The following is a 20,043-nucleotide window of genomic DNA, read 5'->3' as shown; positions in this document are numbered from 1 at the left end:
TATCCCCGTCTGATCTACCGGACGGGCGTGCTCGACTGCCGGTTTTCGCCAGTAGGTCGTTTTGAAAGCGATACACAGATACACGTGCTTGCACGTGTGTATGCACACGATGAAAAACGGGACACCATGTCGGACGGTGATTGGATTTCAATTTCGGAAGCCGCCGCGCGGCTGACCGCGATGGGCGATCTGGTCGAGCGCTCGACCCTTTCGCGATATCTGAAACAGCACTCCGAAGCGATCGAACTTCGCGACGACGGCAAGGCCCGCTTGGTCGAATTCAACGCTTTGCTCGCGCACCGTGGCGAGAACATACGAATCCGCGCGACAAGTCCCACAGCGCGGACGGCTGCGGCGCAGGGGAATTTTACTCCTGCGCCGCGCTTTTCAGGGAGCCAGTCAGATGGCGCAGCCCGTAAGGCGCAGGCTGACGCCGAACTGCGTGAAATGGATCTGGCAGAACGGCGCAAGACCCTTACCAAGGTGTCAGAAGTGGATCGGGCCGGACGCGATGCAGTCGCACTGATGCAGAGCGCGTTTGAACGCGCACTGGAAACGGAGGCCGCAAACGCCTCGGTGAAATACGGTTTCGACGAACGCGCCACGCGAATGGTTCTCAAGGCGTTCGTGCGCAAGGGACTGGAAGTTTTCAATCAGACAATTCTCGGACGGATCGATGCCATGCGTCAGCGGGATGAGGCCGACACGACCGACGAACCAAAAGAGGAAAGCGAACAGATATGAACGCCCCGCAGCCGCGTGAGCAATTCATGGAATTGCCCCGTGGCGAACTGGTGTTGCTTCGGGGGCTGGAAGCTGCCAGCCGCCCTATCGAGAATCTGACAATTTCCGAGCATGCGGATCGCTATCGCAAGGTTTCGCCCGAATCCGGCTCACCTTGGCCGGGCGACTTCCGCACTGACCGTGTGCCTTACCTGCGCGAGCCGCAAGATTGCCTGCATCCGGATCATCCGGCGCGCCGCTGTACTGCCCGCTGGGCCGCGCAGCTTGGCAAGTCGACCGCAATCGAGAACTGGTTTTGCTTCATCGTTGACCAAGCCCCCGGCTCGATGATGATCGTGCTGCCGACCTTGGAGGAAGCGACGAAGTTCAACCGCATCAAGCTTCATCCGACCATTGAGGCGACACCCCGCATCAAGCACAAGGTGCTTCCGGTCAACAGCCGCGACGAACAAGGCTCAACCACGGCATTCAAACGGTTCGCCGGCGGCTTCTGCCAGATCGTCAATGCAGGTTCATCCAAGGGCCTGCAGATGGTTTCGATCAAGTATCTCGCCATGGACGAGATCACCGGCTACCAGAGCGATGTTGACGGCCGCGGCAGTCCTCGCGATCAGGCCCGCGCCCGACAGAAAATGCATGGTGACACAGCGAAGGAGTGGCAAGGTTCGACGCCCGGAATTGCAGGTGCTTGTGCGATCACCGACGATTTCGAGGCTGGCGATCAGCGCTATTATTACCTGCCCTGCCCGCACTGCCGCACTTATCAGGCGCTGGAATTCGACAACATGTCGCCAGCAGACCCCGAAAGAGGTCTGCCGGTGCACTTCCGCTGCATTTCCTGCAACGAGGTCATCCTTGACGGCCACAAACATGAAATGCTGCCGCAAGGAAAATGGATCCCCCGCCGAATCCGTGAAGGCGAGCCGCCCATTCCTCTTGCGATCCCCGAAGCCGATATCGATCTCTGGCGTTGCAATCCCTGCGAGGGTCGTTGCCGGGACTGGCAACCTTCCTGGCACCTTTGGGCGGCATATGCCCCACGTGAGCGTTGGGCCGATATCTGGTCCCGGTGGACGGACGCACAAGGCAACGTCACCAAGCTGCGAACCTTCTTCCAGCAGGACTTGGCGCTGCCATATGACCCTGCCGGCGTCGCAGTCGAGCATGAGAAAATCGTCGAGGCGGTGCGCAAGGAATTGCAACCTTCTCGGGTCATCCCCTCATGGGCTGGTCTCGTGGTTTCCACTGCCGACGTCCAGGGCTATGGCATCAAGTGGATGGTCATCGCCATTGGCCCGCGCGGCCAATACCAGATCATCGACCGGGAGATTTTCGAGGGAGCCCCTGACCAAAGCGACGAACCGTGGATCAAATTGTCCGATGCTTTCGGGCGAGAATATCCAACCGCCGGCGGCGGCATGAAAGGCATCGACCTTTCCGGCGTCGACTCCGGTTTCGCGACCGACCGCGTTTATCGTTTTTGCGCACCACGCGCGAACGTTTATGCGCTCGATGGCCGCGAACCGCAGGGGCTCCCCTGGCTCGGAACACCAGTCAAGCGGGACATCAAAGACAAGCACCGGCGCATCATTGCAAAGGTCCTTCTCTATCCGGTCGGTTTGTACGATGTGAAAACCGCTGTTGTCGCGGGCCTCGCCAATCTGGTGCTGGGTGCCGATGAAAGCGGGCAATGGCCGCGCAACACGCTGCACATCGCCAACGACATTTGCGACGAAGAGTTCGCCAAGGAGTTGACCGCCGAAAGTCTCGTTGATCCGGATGAAGAGGCGCTGCTCAAGCCATCACGTGGCAAGCGAAAACTGATCCCGTCAAAGGCGGGACGCATCTGGAAAAAGATCGTAGGGCGCCAAAACGACTGGTTTGATACCACCGTTTACGCCTTCGCACTCGGCTGGCACCTTGAACGCAAACTCCGCCTAACCGCCGAGCGGTGGGCCGACCTGCTGGTCAAAGTTCATGGCGTGCCAGCCGAGAATGATTTGTTCGGCCATGCGGAGCAATCTGTCTTCGACAAGCCTCAGAAACCGAAAAAGCCACGCGATACCGAAGCGCGGCGCAATGCATGGAAAAATCGATGAAGCTGCTCGACCGCATTAAAGGGGTAGGCCGTGCGCTGCGCTCCGGCACAGTGCTGTCGGGCGTTTCAGCGCGACCGACCGCACGTATGCTTAGGGATTCCAAAAGTGGAGTTCTGGCCGCACAGCGCGTATCCATCGTCGACAACCGCGAGGAAATCCGCCGAAGCTGGCAGCGCGCAGCGGCTTATGCTCTGGATTTCATCCAGAATTCCGGCAAGCTCAAAGGGGCTTGCGATCAGGTTCTGGTGGATACTGTCGGCGTCGAGCTTGTCTTGCAGCCACAGCCGGAACTCGCAGAACTCGGTTATTCGTCGGACGAAGTTGCCGCTCTCGTCGCGCAGATCAAGCGGGAATGGAAGCGTTACGCGTGGGATCCGCGTGAATGCGACATGCGGGGAAAGTTCACGCTGCCGCAATTGGTGGACATTGAACTGCGCTGGTTTATGGCCTTTGGCGAAATCACCGGCATCCTCGATTATATGCCGCGTGCCAAACGTAGGAAGCTAGGCATTAAGTCTGGACTAAAAGTCTGCCTGGTCCCTCCGAGCAAGCTGGTACAGGATACCAACGAGTTCGAGAATCTGTATCAGGGGGTCTATCACGATGAGGATGGACGCCCGATCGCATATTTGTTCGAGGAAAAAGTCAACGGCGTTATCCAGAAGGTCAGGTATCCGGCCTATGACGCTGAGGGGCGTCCAATTGTCCTGCATCTGTTCGACCCAACCGACGCAACAGACGTTCGCGGCATTTCTGTTCTTTCGTCTGCGATTCGAAAGCACGCACAGAAAGAGGTACTGGACGAGGCAACCTTGCAAACCGCGATCCTGCAAACCATCTTTGCCGCGGTGCTGACGAGCGAGAATCCGTCGAAGGACGCTTTCGAGGCGCTCGAAGCCCTTGAGGATGAGGAACTTCGCGACGAGTTCGTTGGCTTTTTGCAGGCCAAGATGGACAAGGCGAAAGAAAGCAGTATCGGCATCAACGGCACACCGACTGTAGCGCAGCTGGGGCCGGGAGAAGATCTGCAGTTCCGGTCATCTGCTACACCCGGCAAGGAATATCTTCCATTTGCCAGCAGCCTTGACCGAGAAACCGCCCGCGCCATAGGCATCACCTACAGCAGTTACGCCATGGACCATTCTGATGCGACCTATTCCTCGGTCCGTATGGAAAACGCCACCATATGGCCGATTGCTGTTCGCCGCCGAGAGCGTCTCGCGGCACCGATGTTGCAAGCTGTTTACGAAAGCTGGTTTGACGAGATGATCGGCGAAGGTCGCATCAAGCTCAAGGTCACTTACGACGTTTTTGCCGCCAACCGGGAAAAGTTCACCTGGGCACAGTGGCAGGGACCGGCGGCGCCGACTGCAGATGATTACAAAAGTGAACGGGCCGTTTCTGAGCGGTTGGCGAACGGAACATCGAGCATTGCAATAGAAGGCGGACTGAAGGGTATCGATACCGATGAACTGTTCAACCAGCAGCTACGCGAGCATCAGCGTTATATAGCGAATGGCATGCGTTCACCTTACGAGCGTCCGAACCAACCTCCTTTTCCGGTTGATGACCCGCCGGATGAACGCAACAAGAAGAAGGCTGGGGCATGAACACCATCCGCATAAGAAAAACGGAAATCGATCTCGACGATCCGTGCGCCGCAGCCAAGAAGCTTCGCGGTCTCCGCATCCAGATCGCCGCTGGCGGACAAACCGAAGTTGTACGCTTCGGTGATGATGAAGTCCGGTACGGCAAAACCAACATCGCGGCGCTTGATCAGGAAATCGAACGTCTGACGGCAGAATGTCAGAAGATCAGCGGCGGCCCACGCCGCCGGTTCGCGAAGCGAATGCGCTTCTGCTGACCTAACAGGAGTTTCCAACATGACCGTTCTCCAGAACGGCGAACTCATACTTTATGGGTTCGTCGGCGATAACTTTTGGGATGAGGGCTTCACGGCACGGGATGTGCTCAACGCCCTCGCCGAAGTCGGCCACACCACCGATATTCCTGTGCGCATCAACTCATCGGGTGGATACGTCGATGACGGTGTGGCCATTTACAACGCGCTGAAGGCCCACAAGGGCAAGGTCACCGTCTACGTCGACGCGCTGGCCGCATCCGCCGCTTCGGTCATCGCTATGGCCGGGGATGAGCGCATCATGCGTACCGGTTCGCTCATCATGATCCACGATCCGGCGTCCGTGACCTATGGCAATGCAGACGAGCATGAAGCAGCGCGTGCCCGGCTCGATAAGCTCGGTGATTTGATGGCCGACATTTACGCCGACCATACGGGCGAAGATGCCCAAGCCATCCGTGCCGACATGCGCGAAGAAATCTGGCTGACCGGCGATGAAGCGGTCAAACGAGGTTTTGCCACGGGAACTGAACAAGCCAAAGCCGTTGCATTTTCAGCCTTCGATTACCGGGTTTACGCCAACGCGCCCGACAGGCTCAAACGCCTAGCGCAGATGAATTCATGGTCTATCGACCGTGAGATGACCGCGGCTGCACCCGCCGCCGCGCCCACCAGTCAAGAGGATGATGACATGACTGACAAGAAGCCGGCGGGACAGCCTCCCGTCGATATCGCCACCGCAACCGCCAATGCCGAGAAGGCGACCAAGGAGCGGATCAAGGCGATCATGACCAGCCCCGAAGCATCGGGACGTGAAGATCTGGCCAACCACTTCGCCTATGACACCACCATGTCAGCAGAAGATGCCATCAAGGCACTGACCGTGGCGCCGAAGGCAGAAGCCGCAGGCCAGCGCGAACCTGACCCAGCTGATGACTATGAGCAGCGCCGCATGTTGGCGTCGGGTCAGTCGCAGCCGCAGCCACCTCGCAAGCCGGGCACACCGACTGCCAAGATTAACACCGGCGAGATTTACGCCTCGCGCCGTCAAGCGGCCAAGTAGGAGACACCCCCCATGGAAAACAAGGTTATGGGCCCACGCCCGCTCGAATTCATCTTGCATGAAGGCGACGGTCATATCTCGCGCGATGTCGCGACAATCCCCGCTGGCACCGGCAAGCTCAAGCCCGGAACCGTTCTCGGCGAACTGACCGCCACCAAGGGCAGTTTCGTTCCCTCTCCCGTTGCCGAAGTTGCCGGGAAGGAAGGAGCGGAAACCGCAAAGGCCATCCTTTGTTATGCCGTCGATGCCACCGACAACGATGAAGAAGCCGTCATCATCAATGTGCACGCCGAGGTGAAAACTTCGCGGCTGGTGTTCGACGCTTCCGTCAACGATGCTGCCAAGCAGGCGGCAAAACTCGAACAGTTGCGCGCCGTTCATATCAAGGCCCGCTAAGGAGATTCCCACATGCCAGGACTTGATATTTTCAACGATGACGCGTTTTCGGTGCAGACACTTACCGCAGCCGTCAACAACCAGCCCTACCGCCCCGGCCAGATCGGTGCTTCCGGAATGTTCGAGGAAGACGGCGTCACCACCACGATTGTATCTGTCGAGGAGCGTGACGGCACCCTCAGCCTCGTCGAACCAACCGAGCGCGGCGGTCCCGGTGAAACTTCGTCGGGCGAAGGTCGGAATCTGATTCCGTTCAATGTGGATCACTACGAGCGAAACGACTCTGTTAAAGCGGACGAAGTTCAGAATATTCGTGCTTTCGGCACTGAAAACGAAGTCGAACAGGTAACCGATCGCGTCATGAGCAAAGCCGATCGACATTTGCTCGACCTTGACATGACGCTCGAACATCAGCGCGTCGGCGCGATCAAGGGTATCGTAACATCGAAATCGGGACGCGTTCTGCACGATCTATACAGCCGCTTCGGAATTGCCGTTCCGGCACCCGTATCGCTTGATCTAGGGAACGATGCGGCCAAGGTCGACGAAATTCTGGAACGGGATGTTGCATGGTCCATCGAAGATGACCTCGACGGCTTCTACGACCATTTCCATGTATGGACCGGGCGCAACCTCCATCTCAAGCTTTGGGGACATAAGCGCATCCGCGAAACCTTCCTCGCCACAAATGGTGCGATTCAGCTTCGCGAAGCGATCCCCGACAAGTTCACAGTCGGCAAATTTGTTTTCGAGCGGTACAAAACCGGCTCACGCGCCACGGCAAATCTGGGCGCAGCTTATATCGACCATAACGAGGGTCGCGTCACACCGATGGGTGCGCCAGGCCTCTTTATCACCCGCTTCGCTCCGGCTGATTACATGGAAACGGTCAATACCAAAGGGTTGCCGCGGTACATGAAACAGATTCCGATGCGCAACGACAAAGGTATCGATATCGAAGTGCAATCGAATCCAATCTCGCTTTGCACCAAGCCTGGCGCCCTGCGCAGGATCACCCTCTAACCAGCATCAGGAACACAGGCCCGCGTCTATCAAAGCGGGCCGCAGTGTTCATGCACGAGGTTCTCCCATGTCGAAGAAACCCACTATCGTCGTCGCATTTCCGCACGGCGGCATTATCCCTGCCGGGGTTCTGGAAAAGCCCGCCAACGTTTCCGTTCTCCCTCATGAGCCGATCGAAGTGCCGAAATTTTACGGCGAGCATCTTATTTCCGATCGCATCGCCTATGATTTTGTCGAGGCAGAGAAGCGGAAGAAGGCGGACGCTGCATCGGCAGCAAGGGATGCAGAAACCGCGCGCGCTGATGCGGAAACGTTGGTTGCGCTCAATGAGCAAATCGCCCGGCTCACCTCCGGGAACGAAAAGCTGGCCGCCGATTTGTCGGAGGCCGACAAGAAGATTTCCGCACTGGAATCCGACAAGGTCAAGCTTTCCGGCGAGATCGGCTCTCTACAGGCTGATCTGAAGGATGCAGACAAGGCTCTTGCCGATGAACGCGACAGGCTTGGCAAAGAACTGGATGCGGAACGCAATAACGTCGTCTTGCTGACCGAGCAACTGGCCGAAGCCACGAAGCCTCCCGTCCAGACGCAAGAATCCCTGAAAATGGACGGCGACAGCGGCAAATCGAAATGAGCCCGTCGCCCTTCGAAGAACACCGGGACGCGCTATACGAAGAAGTGGATGCGGAGTTCGCCGAACCGCTGCGCATCTTCTTCCTCGAAAAGGGGCAGACGATTTTGGGGCGCGAAGCTGCCGACATTAATGCCGTCCTGCGAACGGCGGGCCGGGATGCGTTCCAACCCGATGGCGGCAACAATGCCGATTGGAATATCAAACTTGCCGCCGGCAAGGCGACCCTTGCGATTGACCGCGCGACCTATCCTGAAATTGAACTCGCCAAAGGCTTCCGCGTCTGCGCACTTTCCCGCAAGGGTCAGGCGATGTTCGAGGTGCAATTCGTGGATGCCCGCTCCCACCGGCGCCTCTATGCAATTTTGGGCGAATCCGCGTCGCTGAAACCAAAGGATGTCTGATCATGAGTCTTGCTCGCATCGCACTGCGCATCACTGCGGTCGAGGCGCTCAAGGGTCGCACCCGCGCCTTGAAGAATGTGTTGGACAGCGAAATCGGCATTATCGACAGCGATAATGGCGGCACTGTTACCATAGAATCCGATCAGTATTTCATCGCAATCTATACCGATGCCGGGAAAACGCAGGTGGGCGATAATGAATTGCGCTCTTTGCTGTTGAACGGGCGAACGGAAATCATGTTCGAAACAGGTGTAACGGCCAGTATGGGCGTTGCCGATCCGGAAACTGGTGAGAACAGACTTCCTGAAATTGGAATTCCCGATACTGACGGCAACTTTGAATTCACGCTCGATCTGATTTCGCGGGAAATCGTGCAAGCACTGACTGACCCGGACAATGCCTGGGGGCAGTTGTTCCTTAGCTTCGTCTACCGCACCATTTCGACAGAGCGAACCCGCGTCGGCAATATTGCCGATGGTGTGCGCCTCGCAGCACATCAGACGAAAATCGTTGTCGACCTGATCGATGATCCGGAACCAAAATGCCCGCTCGACCCCGACGCGCCATTTGCGCGCTTCATCGCTCTTGCGCTCGCGAGCGAGGATGAGAGCCTGCAGAAGAAGGCCACATTTATGGAGGCCATCATCACCGGAAACCGCGAGCCGTGGGAACGACTGCAGCAGGTTCACGGGATGACCGCGCAGGAATTGCTTGCGCTGGGGCTTGGCCCGCTCGCGTCGGACTTGAACCGGGAAACGCCGGAATGGTCCGGCAGCACGATCGCATTTGACCGTATGTCGCCAACAGCAGAGGTGCCCTGATGTATCGCGACCTGCTGGCCATGAAGATTGACATAGAGATGCTGAAGACGGCCTTCGGCAAATCTCTGAAAGTCGGTCCCATTGAACAGATCGATGCGAAGAAAGGCTACCGCATTAAACTTGGCGAGGATGAAAACGGCGAGCCGTTTCTCTCGCCATGGTATCCGCATCCGGAATCGGGCGGGGCAACCAGCACATGGGCGCCCCTATCGAAAGGCCAGATTGTGGGGATGATCAACCCCACAGGCGATGCGCGGCAGGGAATTTTGCTTCGTGGTGGTTTTTCGGATGTTAACCAGCCGCCGAGTGCTGACCTGCTCGCAAACGTACTGAAGGCGTTTGGTGTCACCGTCACAGTCAAGGATGGGACCGTCACCATTGATGGCGACCTTGTCGTCAAGGGCAACGCCGATTTCATAGGCAAGCACGTCAAGCACAACGACGCCAACATTGGCGACTCGCATATTCATGGCGGCGTCGAACGCGGCGGCGAGAATACCGACGAACCTTCGAACTGAAAGAACTCATCATGACAAAGAATATCTATCGGGTCAGACCCGGCGTGGTCTGGATCAACGGCGCACGCGTACCGTCCAGCGGGAGAGTGAGCTTGACCGAAACCGAAGCGCGTTATGACCTCGATCATGGGCGTATCGTTCCTGCAGCAGCAAAATCGAAACTGACCGAACGCGGCGAGGCCGAATCCAATGGTGGGGATTAGCCGTTTTACCGGACTGCCGATTTCCAATCTGGAATCGGCCTACCAGTCAGTCGAAGTGATTCTTATGCGCCGCATCGGTTCGCTCGTTGGTCGCAGAGAATTCGGCGCGGGTATCGTGGAACTGCTCGGGCGCAAAATGACACCAAACCTGTTTGCGGCCTTTCAGTCGCTCATCGCTACCGCGATAGACCTTTGGGAACCACGCTTTCTGGTCCGTCAGGTCATAGTGACAGGAACGGTTGAACAGATCCGCGTCGGTCACGCGGGTTTCCAGATTCGAGTTGATTACAGGCCACGTGGCCATCTTGGCGACATGACCGTCGAGCGCGTCGTCACCTTCGGACTTGGCATTTCCTCCGGCACAGTTGTGGTGAAACCGTTATGAGCACATTCGATTTTTCCACGCTGCCCGCTCCAGAGGTCATAAAGACATTTTATTACGAAACGATCCTCTCGGAGCGCATGAATGACTTGCGACAGCGCCTACTCGCTGCCGGAATTGATTATGATATCGGTCATCTTGAGACTGATATTCTCAAAGTAGTCCACCTCGCGGATAGTATGCGCGAAGTCATGCTACGAGCTGCAATCAATGATGCCGCAATGGCGAACTTGCTTGCCTTCGCGTTGGGTGGCGATCTGGAACATCTTGCATTTTTTTATGATGTCGAGCGGTTGGAAGGCGAGACAGACGAAGCGCTGCGCGAACGTACAGTGCTCGAAATCAAAGCCCGTTCTCCAGGTGGATCGGAATGGTGGTATGCGGCTGCAGCGAGGCGTGCTGATGTGCGAATTCGTAGCGTCAAACCTTATCGCGAAGAATTCTGGCCGATTATTCACATTGCCGTTCTGTCGAGTGAGAATGGCGGCATCCCCGATCAAGCTATGCTCGACGCGGTCACTACTGAGGTTATGAGTGACCGAGTTCGATTGCTCAATGACACGGTAGTAATCGAACCTGCTGTCGCATCAGGCACAGATATCGAAGCCGATATATGGTTGCTCCCTGACGCTGCCTTCGGCCTGATGGACGTTTTGCCAGATCTATTGCGTCAGGCGTGGCAAACCGAAGCCGCAATCGGATTTGACCTAGAGCCCTCTTGGATCGAGGCGCGATTGCATGTTTCTGGAGTAAAAAAGGTCCAGGTCCGCCACCCATCTGCTTCTGTTATCGCGGCGCCAGGCGTGGCTTTGACGCCCGGAACAATAAAACTCAATTACATTGGACGGGACTATTGATGGAACGGCAGCACCTCTTTGGCGATGATGCCGCCCCGACGCCATTGGAGCGTGTGCTGTCGGAATCTCTCGACAAACTTCCTGACTTGATCCCTGGAGTGGAATCTCTTCGGGGTTTCAAGTTCAACCCGCCTGATTCCATCGTTCCCTATCTCGTCGCTGAGTATGGCTTGAACGAAATCGCTGAGTATATGCCCAACCTCCGCGATCTCATTCACGAAGGGATTCAGTGGCAACGCATTATCGGAACCCCTGCGGCGATCCACAAAGCGTTGCAGTGGATAAACCACGATGGCGACATTGAAGAATTCGCTGCAAAAGCAACAAAGTGGTGGTGGTTTCAAATCCATCTTCCTTTTGAAGTTCGGAATACGAATTTCGTTCGGCCCCTGACGCATCTTGTGAAGGCATCAAAGCCGCTTCGATCGGAATTTGCCCGCGTTACCGCCGGGCATGACGTCCGGGCTTTTCGTTTTAACAAGCACCGCTTGAACGGCACCGCCGGTCTGAACAACTGGTCGGGGATCAAACGAACCCCCGACGAACCGGTTCTATCGCTGCGCGTGAATATCCGCCGCGTCGTTGTCATCCCGACCAACGGCGCCGTGAACGTTCTGGAAACGCAAAACCTTCATTCGCATAAGCCCGTTTCAGTGGCGATCCCTACATCAAACCCGACGTTCCGGCTCGCAGCCTTCCCGGCCACGCGAACGGACTATCGGAACAAATCGACGGTGCAGTTCCAGAACGCGCCGTTTGTCAGCCAACCGTTCGGCGCTCCGGTGCCACGCGTTCAAACAGGATCAGAATAATGGCTGCATTTACCCAAATTGGGCGGATTGTGCTCGCCGAAGCTTTGCTCGGAATGGATATGTTTCTTGCGGTCGGCATTGGCGATCCCGCTTGGGACAACGAAGCGCCACCCTCGACGCCGGAAGAACAGGCAATCCGCGACGCGATGCTCTCCGGATTGACGGACCTTACTGAAACTGTCGGCCTCACGCGAGTTCGCGACAAGTTCTTCGTCACGCCAGACCCGAACGGGACGATCCCAATGTCTGACGGGTCAGTGTATGCGCAAAGTGCTGTACCGACGTCCATGGTCTACGCGCGGTTTCAACTCGATCTCGCCGATGCCAACGTCACGCTGCGCGAGAGCGGCATTTTTGTCGGCTCTCAAATCGCCGAAAGCGTTCCAGCGGGACAAATGTATATCCCCCTTGCCGACGTCGTCAGCATGGGGCGGATCATTCAAGCCGACCGCTATCCGGCGATCGTTCGCGACGGTTCCTTGTCGCAGACCTTTAGCACCGTCCTGACAATGTAAAGCGAGGTTCCATGTCGAGCATCATCAATCGGCCCGGTTTCCAAGACCGGTACGATCGCAAGCGTCGTCAGCATGCGATCGCTTTCCAGAACTTGGGCCGCGACGGACAAGGCCTTTACTTGCAGTCGCCTGACCTTAACGAAATGCAGTCTAGACACGCCGATCAGGTTCGGCGCGTCGGCGATTACATTTTGCAGTCAGGCCGCATCACGGACGGTCAAACGCCAGTCGTCGAGGTCGTTGACGACGACCACAATCTTGTGCGTCTCCCGGCGTGTCCGATTTATATTGACGGGCTTGTCCATGACGTTGAAGCCGCAGAATTCATTCTGCCGAATACCGGCGACCTGACGATCGGTGTTCGGTCCACCATGACGCTGATAAGCGACGTTGTTCTTAGCGACTTGAAAGGCTCCATCCCCGGTACCGAAGCCTATATGGAAGAAGGACCATGCCGGGTTGAAATCGTCGTTACGTGGGGTCACTCGCAGGACGGCGACGATCGGCCATTGCAATTTGTCTTTCAGGTGCGCGACGGCGTCATCCTGACAACGGCAACGAACACCGATTTTTCCGAGATTTACAAAAGCTTGGAAAACTATTCGCGTGAGAGCAACGGTTCGTTCGTCAATACCGGTTTTCAGGTGACGGCACTCGGCCCCGGCGCAGACGGTAGGCAAGTCTATTCAATTTCCGAAGGCGTGGCCTATGTGAATGGTCGCCGTATCACGCGGCAACAATCCATTCGGCATTTTGTCGAAGAAGTTCCGGACTTGCGCAATGTCGACGCCGAACCGCACGCTTTCACGGTCGCGACCGGCGGCACACAAACTTTTACCGTTTCGAAGGTACCAATTCAGTCGGTCAATCGCGTTCTGGTCGAAAAGGAAGTGACCGAAACGGTTGTTCATGGGCCTTTCAGCGGAGCGGTTGACCCGTTGCAGCATCCTTCGGTAACGGCGATCCTCGAAATTAAACAGGGCAGCACTCTCTATACCTCCCCTGCAAGCTGGTTGCTCTCGCAAGGCCAAATTGACTGGTCGCCGTCCGGAGCCGAACCGGCACCGGGAAGCTCGTACACGGTCAAATACCGCTACAATGAGAACGTGCTCCCTGATGGGGTGACGCGAGAAACCATAACGGTTTCCGGAGCGGCCAAGGATACAAACGTCCTTCTCGATTATTCGTACAAGCTCCCGCGTCTCGACGCCATTTGCATGGATACGTCCGGCGGGATCGAATACTTGAAGGGCGTCTCGGCGGTTTCCCGACCGCGTCGTCCCGTGGTGCCGTCAACTATGATTGTGCTTGCGGTCGTCGAAAACGATTGGGGGCAGAAGCCAAAAATTACGCCTTCTGGCCTGCGGAATGTTCCTTACGAGGAAATTCTCGACCTTCGAACGATGGTGCTCGACATATACGATCTTGTCGCGCAGGAGCGTTTGAAGAACGATGTTACCGCCCGCAGCGTGGGCGCAAAGCGTGGTGTCTTTGTTGACAACTTCAACAATGACGCAATGCGAGATCAGGGCATCGCTCAAACCGGTGCGGTTTTTGGGGGCAAGCTTTCGTTGCCGATCAAACCCACACTCCGCGAGTTTCCGGCATTCACCGGCATTCGGTTCTTGGACTTTACGGAAAAGATCGGCCTCTCGCAGACGCGCCGCAGCGCCGAAATGAAGATCAACCCGTATCAGACCTTCACACCGATGCCAGGGCGAGCAAGCCTTGAGCCTTCAACCGATATCTGGACGGACAAGCAAACCGTATGGACGTCGCCTGAAACGCAAGAATTCTCTGCGAATGAAGGCGAGTATATTAGTGGGATTTCGCTTGAACAGCAGGTCGAGAAAATCGGCGAGACAGTTGTCGCGGCGCAGTTCCTTCGGCAACGGGACGTCAATTTCCGATTGGAAGGCTTTATCCGAACGGAAACGCTTGCAAAGTTGGAGTTTGACGGCCTTACCGTCGTTCCAACGACGAACGGCCCCGCCGACGAGCTTGGCGTTATAACCGGCAAGTTCACGATCCCCGCCAATGTAACCACCGGATCGAAAACCGCCCGGTTTGAAGGCTCGGTCGGCACCATCGCGGCATGCACCTATGTCGGGCGCGGCGAGATCACTGTCGAGGAATATCGCCTCGCCTCGTCTCTGCAAACGACGACGGAAAGCATGCCCGCCCCGATCGTGAACAATACGGTTATCAACAATACGACCGTGATTAACAACGTCACGAACGTAAACGGCGGAACCACAAGTTCCGGACGTATCGATCCGTTGGCGCAAACCTTCACGCGAGATCGACCACGTTGCCTCAGTGCCATTCGGTTGATGTGTGCGGAGGTTGGCGATCCCTCAAATGCGATCGCCGTACAGGTTCGAACGGTTGAAGTCGGTATGCCCACCGAAGTCGTTCTCGCCGAAGCCTTCGTGCCGGGCGGAGACTTGGTAAAGGGGGCAACGTTTGATGCCCGCTTCCGCTATCCGGTCTACTTGGAAGCTGGTCGCGAGTATGCGTTCGTTGCGCTGACCGACGACGCCGAGCATTCGCTTTTCGTGGCGAAGATCGGTGAAATCGACATGGATACGAACGCGATAATCACCGAACAGCCGTTCACGATTGGCGTGCTCTTATCCTCGTCGAACGCTTCGACGTGGACGGCACACAACGACGCCGACTTGTGGTTCCAATTGATCGACTGCGAGTTTGCCCCTGTCGAAAAGGCGATCACGATCGGAACGTTTAAGACGACCAAAATGTCGGACGTCATTGTTCGGGTTGGCGTCGAAATCCCCGATCCTTCGGTCGACGTGAACATCCGCCTTACGCGGTTGGCGCGAAACGAAGTCATTGTCTCCGCTCCATCGCAGACGATACGCTTCGACGAGTACATTCAAAACGAGGACATTCTCGTCGAGGCGGTGCTCAAGGGAACGGAATTCGTGACGCCGTTTGTTTTCCCCGACGTGCAAATCGTCGAGGGCGAGCTACAGCCGACCGGTGATTACGTCTCTCGCGCGATCGACGCCACCGACGTCAGCAACGTGCTGACGACGTTTGACGCCTTCCTGCCCGCCGGTTCCGCGGCGGTCGTCGAAATTGGGGTGCCGGGGAACTATGTCCCGGTGTCCGTTTCGAGCGCCGTCCCGCTTGGTGACGGCGTCGTCGAGCAAACTTTTACCCGCCCCGCCTATCCGGCGGAAAATCTGGACGCGCGTACGAAAATCACGATTTCCGGCACGCCAGCAGCGCGTCCGGAAATAGCTGCTCTGCGCATGATATTGTCAAAGGTGTAACAGATGGCAAAATCGTCAAGTTACCAGTGGGACTTGCCAAGCCCCTACGGTATTCAGATTGTCGAAATAGGGCGAGTTGCCACGACAATCAGCGCCATTGATATCCAACTCAAGGCGTTCGAAACGGCGTTCCTTGCCCATACCCATGCCTTCGACAGCCTGACCGGCAAGCCCACCACGCTTGCCGGTTACGGCATCGCTGACGGGATGACGGCAGACGAGATCGCAACAGCAATTCAGAAGTTGAAAGACGATCTCGTCAACGGCTCTGGCGCTGCGCTCGACACCCTGAAGGAACTTGCCGACGCTCTCGACAACGATCCGAACTTCGCAACGACTATGAGCAACGCTCTTGGCCTTCGCGTTCGGGTCGACGCTGCAAATGGTTTCAGCCTCGCGCAAAAGGCGCAAGGGCGAGTAAACCTTGACGCTCTTGGCACCGTGGATAAAGGCGTCGCCAACGGCGTCGCTTCGCTGGATAGCACGGGTAAGGTTCCATCCGCGCAACTGCCGGGGCTTACGACCACCGAAACGGTTGGCGCTGCCGTAGCGGGTGCCAACGGCGGAAGCAGTATCGCGGACGGTGATACCTTGACGGGCGTGCTGTCTGGCACATCTACTCTGCGGCGCTGGACGTGGGGCAACATCAAAGCGTGGATCAAAGCATATTTGGACCCGTTTTATGAGAAAGCTTTGGGCTTCACCCCTGTCCGGCAGGGCTTTTCAGGAAGTACGGTACATATTGGCTGGAATGCCGGATCCATCCAACTCCATGTCGACAACACTACATTCGGCGCAACGTGGCCAATGAGCATATCGGGCCGAGCAAATGGCGGCGCAAATTGGGCTGATGGCGCAACATATGCTGATAGGCTGGGTCCAGGTGGATGGACGCTGGCCACAGTACAAGACCAGCTTAACTGGCGCGTAACTGATCATCGTTTCGCTGGATATATCACGCAGGAAGTACTGCTTGATGGGGGCGGCACTTCTGGAGGCGGGGGGTCGTCCGGGTACGTTGTCACACACGTCACCAAACGTGCTGGCGTTGCGGTCGCAGATGTGGGGTTGAGACAGCCCCAGATGTACATCCCGAACGCTGGCTGGCGTGCATTAGGAGGTTGGTAATGAAAGACTTCGGCAAATTCACCTCTAGCGAGAAAATTGTCACCGTCCCATCGATCCAGATAGGGATTGATGAGGACGGGGAGGCTGTTTTCAACGAACCTCGCGAGTTGCCGGTGCTAATCTTCCGCGACAGCGACGGGGTGGACTGGTTTGATCTGGCAAAGCAGTTCCCGCACCCATTTTATATCGCCATTGACGACAATAGCCGCATTTACTCCATGGAAACCGACTTCCAAGCGTGTCAACTCGCCGGTCATCTAATCGGCATTGATAGTGATTATGGATATACTCGCGGACACGGCGGCACTGTCTACGGCAAGTTGTGGAATGGGGCGGCGATTATTGAGCCAGAGCCGGAACCTGTTGTGGTCATCATTCCCTCTGTCACTCTTTGGGAACGCATGACCGACAACGAAGCGGAGCAAGTCAATGGCGTTATGGCAACGCAGTCGTTTCGCACCCGCAAAATCTTCGAAACTGCAAACACTTTTCGTTCTGATCACGAGCTTTGGCCCTTGCTTGAACAAATCGCTACGCAGTTATTTGGGGTGGAACGCAGTCGCGAATTGTTGGCCCCGCCGCTTTGAACGCGAAAGACCGTCAGAATTGAAAATAAATAAAACTGACTGGATTTTCGCCACCGATAACCATCAGGCAGTAAACCCAAAGGCCAACCCACAAGACCGCTCCTGACCGCCAAGGCAGCAAAAAGCGTTCTACAAAGGCAAGGCTTGTAGGCCCGACAACTGCGGCGATGGCACCGGCAGCGATTATCCAGTCAGCTTTATCGAAACCGCCTAGACCGCCCGAACCCGCAAGCCCGCTAAACACCGAAATTGCGGTCGTGAAATCAGGCGAACGAAATAGTACCCAACCGGCCATGACAAAAAGCATCGTCAGCAGCCAGCCCACTACTGCTGGCATCTGGAATGATCTTCCTTGCCAGTATCGGCAGACGATCAAGCCGACGCCGTGCATTGCTCCCCACACTACGAAGGTCCAACCCGCGCCGTGCCATAGGCCGCAAAGTGTCATTGAAACAAGTGTGGCAAAGACAAATCTCGCCTGTCCGGCTCTTGAGCCGCCCAAGGGGATATAAAGATAATCGCGGATATATCGCGAAAGCGTCATGTGCCAGCGTCGCCAGAAATCCCGAAGCGAAGTGGCGCGGTAAGGTACGTTGAAATTGATCGGAAGCCGCAAGCCCATCATTAGCGACATACCTATCGCCATGTCGGTATAGGCCGAGAAGTCGAAATACAATTGCAGCGTGAAGGCCAGAACGCCCATCCAACTATCAAAAAGGGGTTGCGGCGCTATTGCTGACGCCGCGAACATCGGATCGGCAATGGTCGCCAGCGGGTCGGCGATCAGAAGCTTTTTTGCAAGGCCAAGCGTGAGCAGAACAAAGCCGCGTCCGAGCCTTTCATCTGCTCCCTGTCTTAGCGGGTCTTTCTCGAATTGCTCTACGATTTCATCGTGTCGAACGATAGGCCCGGCGATAAGGCGGGGGAAGAAAAGGACAAACAGCATAAATCGGCTGAACCGATAGTGCTTCTGATGCCCGCGCATCTGGTCTGCGAGATAGGAAACCAATTCGAACGTAAAGAACGATATGCCTATCGGCAGAACCCACGACGAATGTGGTAACGTGAAGCCGATAACGGCTTCAACGTTGGCGATAAGGAAATCAGAGTACTTGAACAGGCAGAGCACAGCGAGGTTTATGGCTATGCCAATCCAGAGCAACGCGCGCAGTTTGATGCGGAAATAAATCTCCGCGCAGGTCCAAGTGAGAACGGCTTGGCCGAGCAAAAGCGGAACGAAACGAGCGTCCCACCAACCGTAAAAAATCAGCGACGCTACGATCAAGACGCCAATACGAACTTCCGTTTTGCGCGCAGCCAAGAAGTAAAAGGCGAGCGTCAACGGGAGGAAGATCAGGAGGAATAGCTGTGTCTGGAATAGCATATGGTTAGTTCCGCGCCGCCGTAACGTGAAGTATGTCCGTCGATTTTCCGTCGCGGTAAGCCTGACCGATCGCCCTAACGATTTGCGGCCCTAACGGAAGGCGATAATGCATCGGGTCCCAATAGTTGAGGTCGTTGGTCGTAAATGGCGAAGCAAAGGCCATGTCGAATATCGGAACACCCCGCGACTTGGCTAACTCCTTAGTCCGGCGAAAGCATTCTTTTTCAGCTTGTGCGTTTCGTGTTCCGGGCACGGCAAGCGCCGTAGCATTGACAGGCATCCGAACGATTAACGTCTTTGTGTCACTCGGAATTTCGGAAAGGGTTTCGGCAAGCCAGTCGAGTGCAGGGAATTTTAGATTTGCCAATTCTTCGGGCGTTAGTGGCGTCAAGTCCGGCTGCGGTAAGGGCTTCTCGTGAATATGGTAGGAAGCGCGCTCCGCGTCGTAGTTATCTTCACCCGGTGTAAAGTCGCCGAAGCCGTCCGCGTCTTGGTAGGGTTGGCGCGATCCTGTCGCGACTTTCACTGATTTGCGAAGGGCGTCCCAAAGCTCAAGATTGAGAATATCGGCGAAATCGTTGAAAGGGTTTTCGTCATAGAAAGACTTCGGAAAGAGCCGGAAAGTCACGCGTTGTTCGTCTGCCGCTTGGTTGCACCAAACCATCCAGTCGAGCGACAGAATAACAGTTTCCGGCTTCTCTACTTGCCGCAAGAATAAACGAGCAATTTGCGTCTGTTCCCACGCGGTAGCAGCGTCCATCGACAGGTTTGCAAACCTACCGCCAAACTCATTTTCTAAGTCCTGCGGCGTAAGCAGACGCGACGAAGATGTGCCGAAAATTGCGGATTGGTGCCGACCGGATCGGGCGATCGACGGATAGGAATACCGTTGATTGTTGTCAGCGAAGACTTGTGAGAACCGTGTTATCGGAAAATTGCCGAAAGGATTTAGTACGACAACAGCAAGAAAGATGGCCGCAACTGACCCGCAAGAGCCGATTATCAGCCAGCGAGAAAAAGTTGACCAATCGGCCATGCCCGCACGGGGATTATATGCCTCGTAATGTTCGTCACTTTTCAAAAAGGAGCGCAAATAGTTTGAGGCGGCGCGCAAAGTCCGCATAGTTCCCCCAATCGGAATAAAATTCGTCAATTGCCCAAGTAGCTCGCCCTTATCACATGCACGAGCCATTTGGAAACGTTCCGAAATATTTTGACGGCGTACCGCTTAACAGCGGCGTACAAATACCACCGAGCCCGGCCCTTACGCCGGGCTTTTTCATTCTCAACATTCGGCCCTAACCAATGGGCATACT

The 20,043-nt window shown here is 56.2% G+C and carries 21 protein-coding genes; 19 read left to right on the top strand and 2 right to left on the bottom strand.

The window, feature by feature from the left end; translation table 11 throughout:
- The first annotated feature begins 126 nt into the window (after positions 1-126).
- The 19 genes from ABWW11_RS15275 (at position 127) to ABWW11_RS15185 (ending at position 17,343) form a co-directional block, all read left to right on the top strand.
- On the top strand, positions 127-744 hold the full coding sequence (locus ABWW11_RS15275) for a hypothetical protein (RefSeq protein ID WP_319080826.1): 618 nt from the start codon (positions 127-129) through the stop codon (positions 742-744).
- Complete coding sequence (locus ABWW11_RS15270) at positions 741-2,843, top strand: terminase gpA endonuclease subunit (protein WP_353410770.1); 2,103 nt, start codon at positions 741-743, stop codon at positions 2,841-2,843. The genes ABWW11_RS15275 and ABWW11_RS15270 overlap by 4 nt, the downstream gene beginning before the upstream one ends.
- Positions 2,840-4,453: a phage portal protein gene (locus ABWW11_RS15265; protein ID WP_319080828.1), complete on the top strand. Its 1,614-nt coding sequence runs from the start codon at positions 2,840-2,842 to the stop codon at positions 4,451-4,453. The genes ABWW11_RS15270 and ABWW11_RS15265 overlap by 4 nt, the downstream gene beginning before the upstream one ends.
- Positions 4,450-4,707, top strand: a complete 258-nt coding sequence (locus ABWW11_RS15260) for a hypothetical protein (RefSeq protein WP_319080829.1) — start codon at positions 4,450-4,452, stop codon at positions 4,705-4,707. The genes ABWW11_RS15265 and ABWW11_RS15260 overlap by 4 nt, the downstream gene beginning before the upstream one ends.
- A 19-nt stretch (positions 4,708-4,726) precedes the next feature.
- Complete coding sequence (locus ABWW11_RS15255; RefSeq protein ID WP_319080830.1) at positions 4,727-5,767, top strand: head maturation protease, ClpP-related; 1,041 nt, start codon at positions 4,727-4,729, stop codon at positions 5,765-5,767.
- A gap of 12 nt (positions 5,768-5,779) precedes the next feature.
- Positions 5,780-6,163, top strand: a complete 384-nt coding sequence (locus ABWW11_RS15250; RefSeq protein ID WP_319080831.1) for a head decoration protein — start codon at positions 5,780-5,782, stop codon at positions 6,161-6,163.
- Between the two features lie 12 nt (positions 6,164-6,175).
- The gene (locus ABWW11_RS15245; protein ID WP_319080832.1) at positions 6,176-7,186 is read left to right on the top strand and encodes a major capsid protein; all 1,011 of its coding nucleotides are present in this window, start codon (positions 6,176-6,178) and stop codon (positions 7,184-7,186) included.
- Between the two features lie 67 nt (positions 7,187-7,253).
- Entirely contained in the window at positions 7,254-7,820 is a 567-nt protein-coding gene (locus ABWW11_RS15240; RefSeq protein ID WP_319080833.1) for a hypothetical protein, read from the top strand.
- Positions 7,817-8,221, top strand: a complete 405-nt coding sequence (locus ABWW11_RS15235) for a hypothetical protein (protein ID WP_319080834.1) — start codon at positions 7,817-7,819, stop codon at positions 8,219-8,221. Before ABWW11_RS15240 ends, ABWW11_RS15235 begins: the two co-directional genes overlap by 4 nt.
- A gap of 2 nt (positions 8,222-8,223) precedes the next feature.
- Complete coding sequence (locus tag ABWW11_RS15230; protein ID WP_319080835.1) at positions 8,224-9,042, top strand: hypothetical protein; 819 nt, start codon at positions 8,224-8,226, stop codon at positions 9,040-9,042.
- Complete coding sequence (locus ABWW11_RS15225; RefSeq protein WP_319080836.1) at positions 9,042-9,560, top strand: baseplate assembly protein; 519 nt, start codon at positions 9,042-9,044, stop codon at positions 9,558-9,560. Before ABWW11_RS15230 ends, ABWW11_RS15225 begins: the two co-directional genes overlap by 1 nt.
- An 11-nt stretch (positions 9,561-9,571) precedes the next feature.
- Complete coding sequence (locus ABWW11_RS15220; RefSeq protein ID WP_319080837.1) at positions 9,572-9,763, top strand: hypothetical protein; 192 nt, start codon at positions 9,572-9,574, stop codon at positions 9,761-9,763.
- Positions 9,750-10,148, top strand: coding sequence for a GPW/gp25 family protein (locus tag ABWW11_RS15215; protein ID WP_151575221.1), 399 nt, complete (start codon positions 9,750-9,752; stop codon positions 10,146-10,148). The genes ABWW11_RS15220 and ABWW11_RS15215 overlap by 14 nt, the downstream gene beginning before the upstream one ends.
- On the top strand, positions 10,145-11,002 hold the full coding sequence (locus tag ABWW11_RS15210) for a baseplate J/gp47 family protein (RefSeq protein WP_319080838.1): 858 nt from the start codon (positions 10,145-10,147) through the stop codon (positions 11,000-11,002). The genes ABWW11_RS15215 and ABWW11_RS15210 overlap by 4 nt, the downstream gene beginning before the upstream one ends.
- The gene (locus ABWW11_RS15205; protein WP_319080839.1) at positions 11,002-11,814 is read left to right on the top strand and encodes a phage tail protein; all 813 of its coding nucleotides are present in this window, start codon (positions 11,002-11,004) and stop codon (positions 11,812-11,814) included. The genes ABWW11_RS15210 and ABWW11_RS15205 overlap by 1 nt, the downstream gene beginning before the upstream one ends.
- The gene (locus ABWW11_RS15200; protein ID WP_319080840.1) at positions 11,814-12,329 is read left to right on the top strand and encodes a BW3TFN family phage tail fiber component; all 516 of its coding nucleotides are present in this window, start codon (positions 11,814-11,816) and stop codon (positions 12,327-12,329) included. Before ABWW11_RS15205 ends, ABWW11_RS15200 begins: the two co-directional genes overlap by 1 nt.
- A gap of 11 nt (positions 12,330-12,340) precedes the next feature.
- A complete protein-coding gene (locus ABWW11_RS15195) occupies positions 12,341-15,628 on the top strand; it encodes a DUF4815 domain-containing protein (RefSeq protein WP_319080841.1) in 3,288 nt (1,095 codons plus the stop codon).
- Positions 15,629-15,631: 3 nt separating this feature from the next.
- Entirely contained in the window at positions 15,632-16,756 is a 1,125-nt protein-coding gene (locus ABWW11_RS15190; protein WP_319080842.1) for a hypothetical protein, read from the top strand.
- Complete coding sequence (locus ABWW11_RS15185; protein ID WP_319080843.1) at positions 16,756-17,343, top strand: hypothetical protein; 588 nt, start codon at positions 16,756-16,758, stop codon at positions 17,341-17,343. The genes ABWW11_RS15190 and ABWW11_RS15185 overlap by 1 nt, the downstream gene beginning before the upstream one ends.
- Positions 17,344-17,356: 13 nt before the next feature.
- Here the strand turns inward: ABWW11_RS15185 and ABWW11_RS15180 are convergent, their stop codons facing one another.
- Both ABWW11_RS15180 and ABWW11_RS15175 read right to left on the bottom strand, forming a co-directional pair.
- A complete protein-coding gene (locus tag ABWW11_RS15180; RefSeq protein ID WP_319080844.1) occupies positions 17,357-18,727 on the bottom strand; it encodes an MBOAT family O-acyltransferase in 1,371 nt (456 codons plus the stop codon).
- Positions 18,728-18,731: 4 nt separating this feature from the next.
- The gene (locus tag ABWW11_RS15175; RefSeq protein ID WP_319080845.1) at positions 18,732-19,919 is read right to left on the bottom strand and encodes a hypothetical protein; all 1,188 of its coding nucleotides are present in this window, start codon (positions 19,917-19,919) and stop codon (positions 18,732-18,734) included.
- Positions 19,920-20,043 lie beyond the last annotated feature (124 nt).

Source organism: Brucella sp. NBRC 113783 (genome assembly GCF_040372265.1).
Classification (GTDB): domain Bacteria; phylum Pseudomonadota; class Alphaproteobacteria; order Rhizobiales; family Rhizobiaceae; genus Brucella; species Brucella teleogrylli.
Note: the sequence above shows the minus strand (reverse complement) of the source record. Positions and strands in the feature narration are given on the sequence as shown.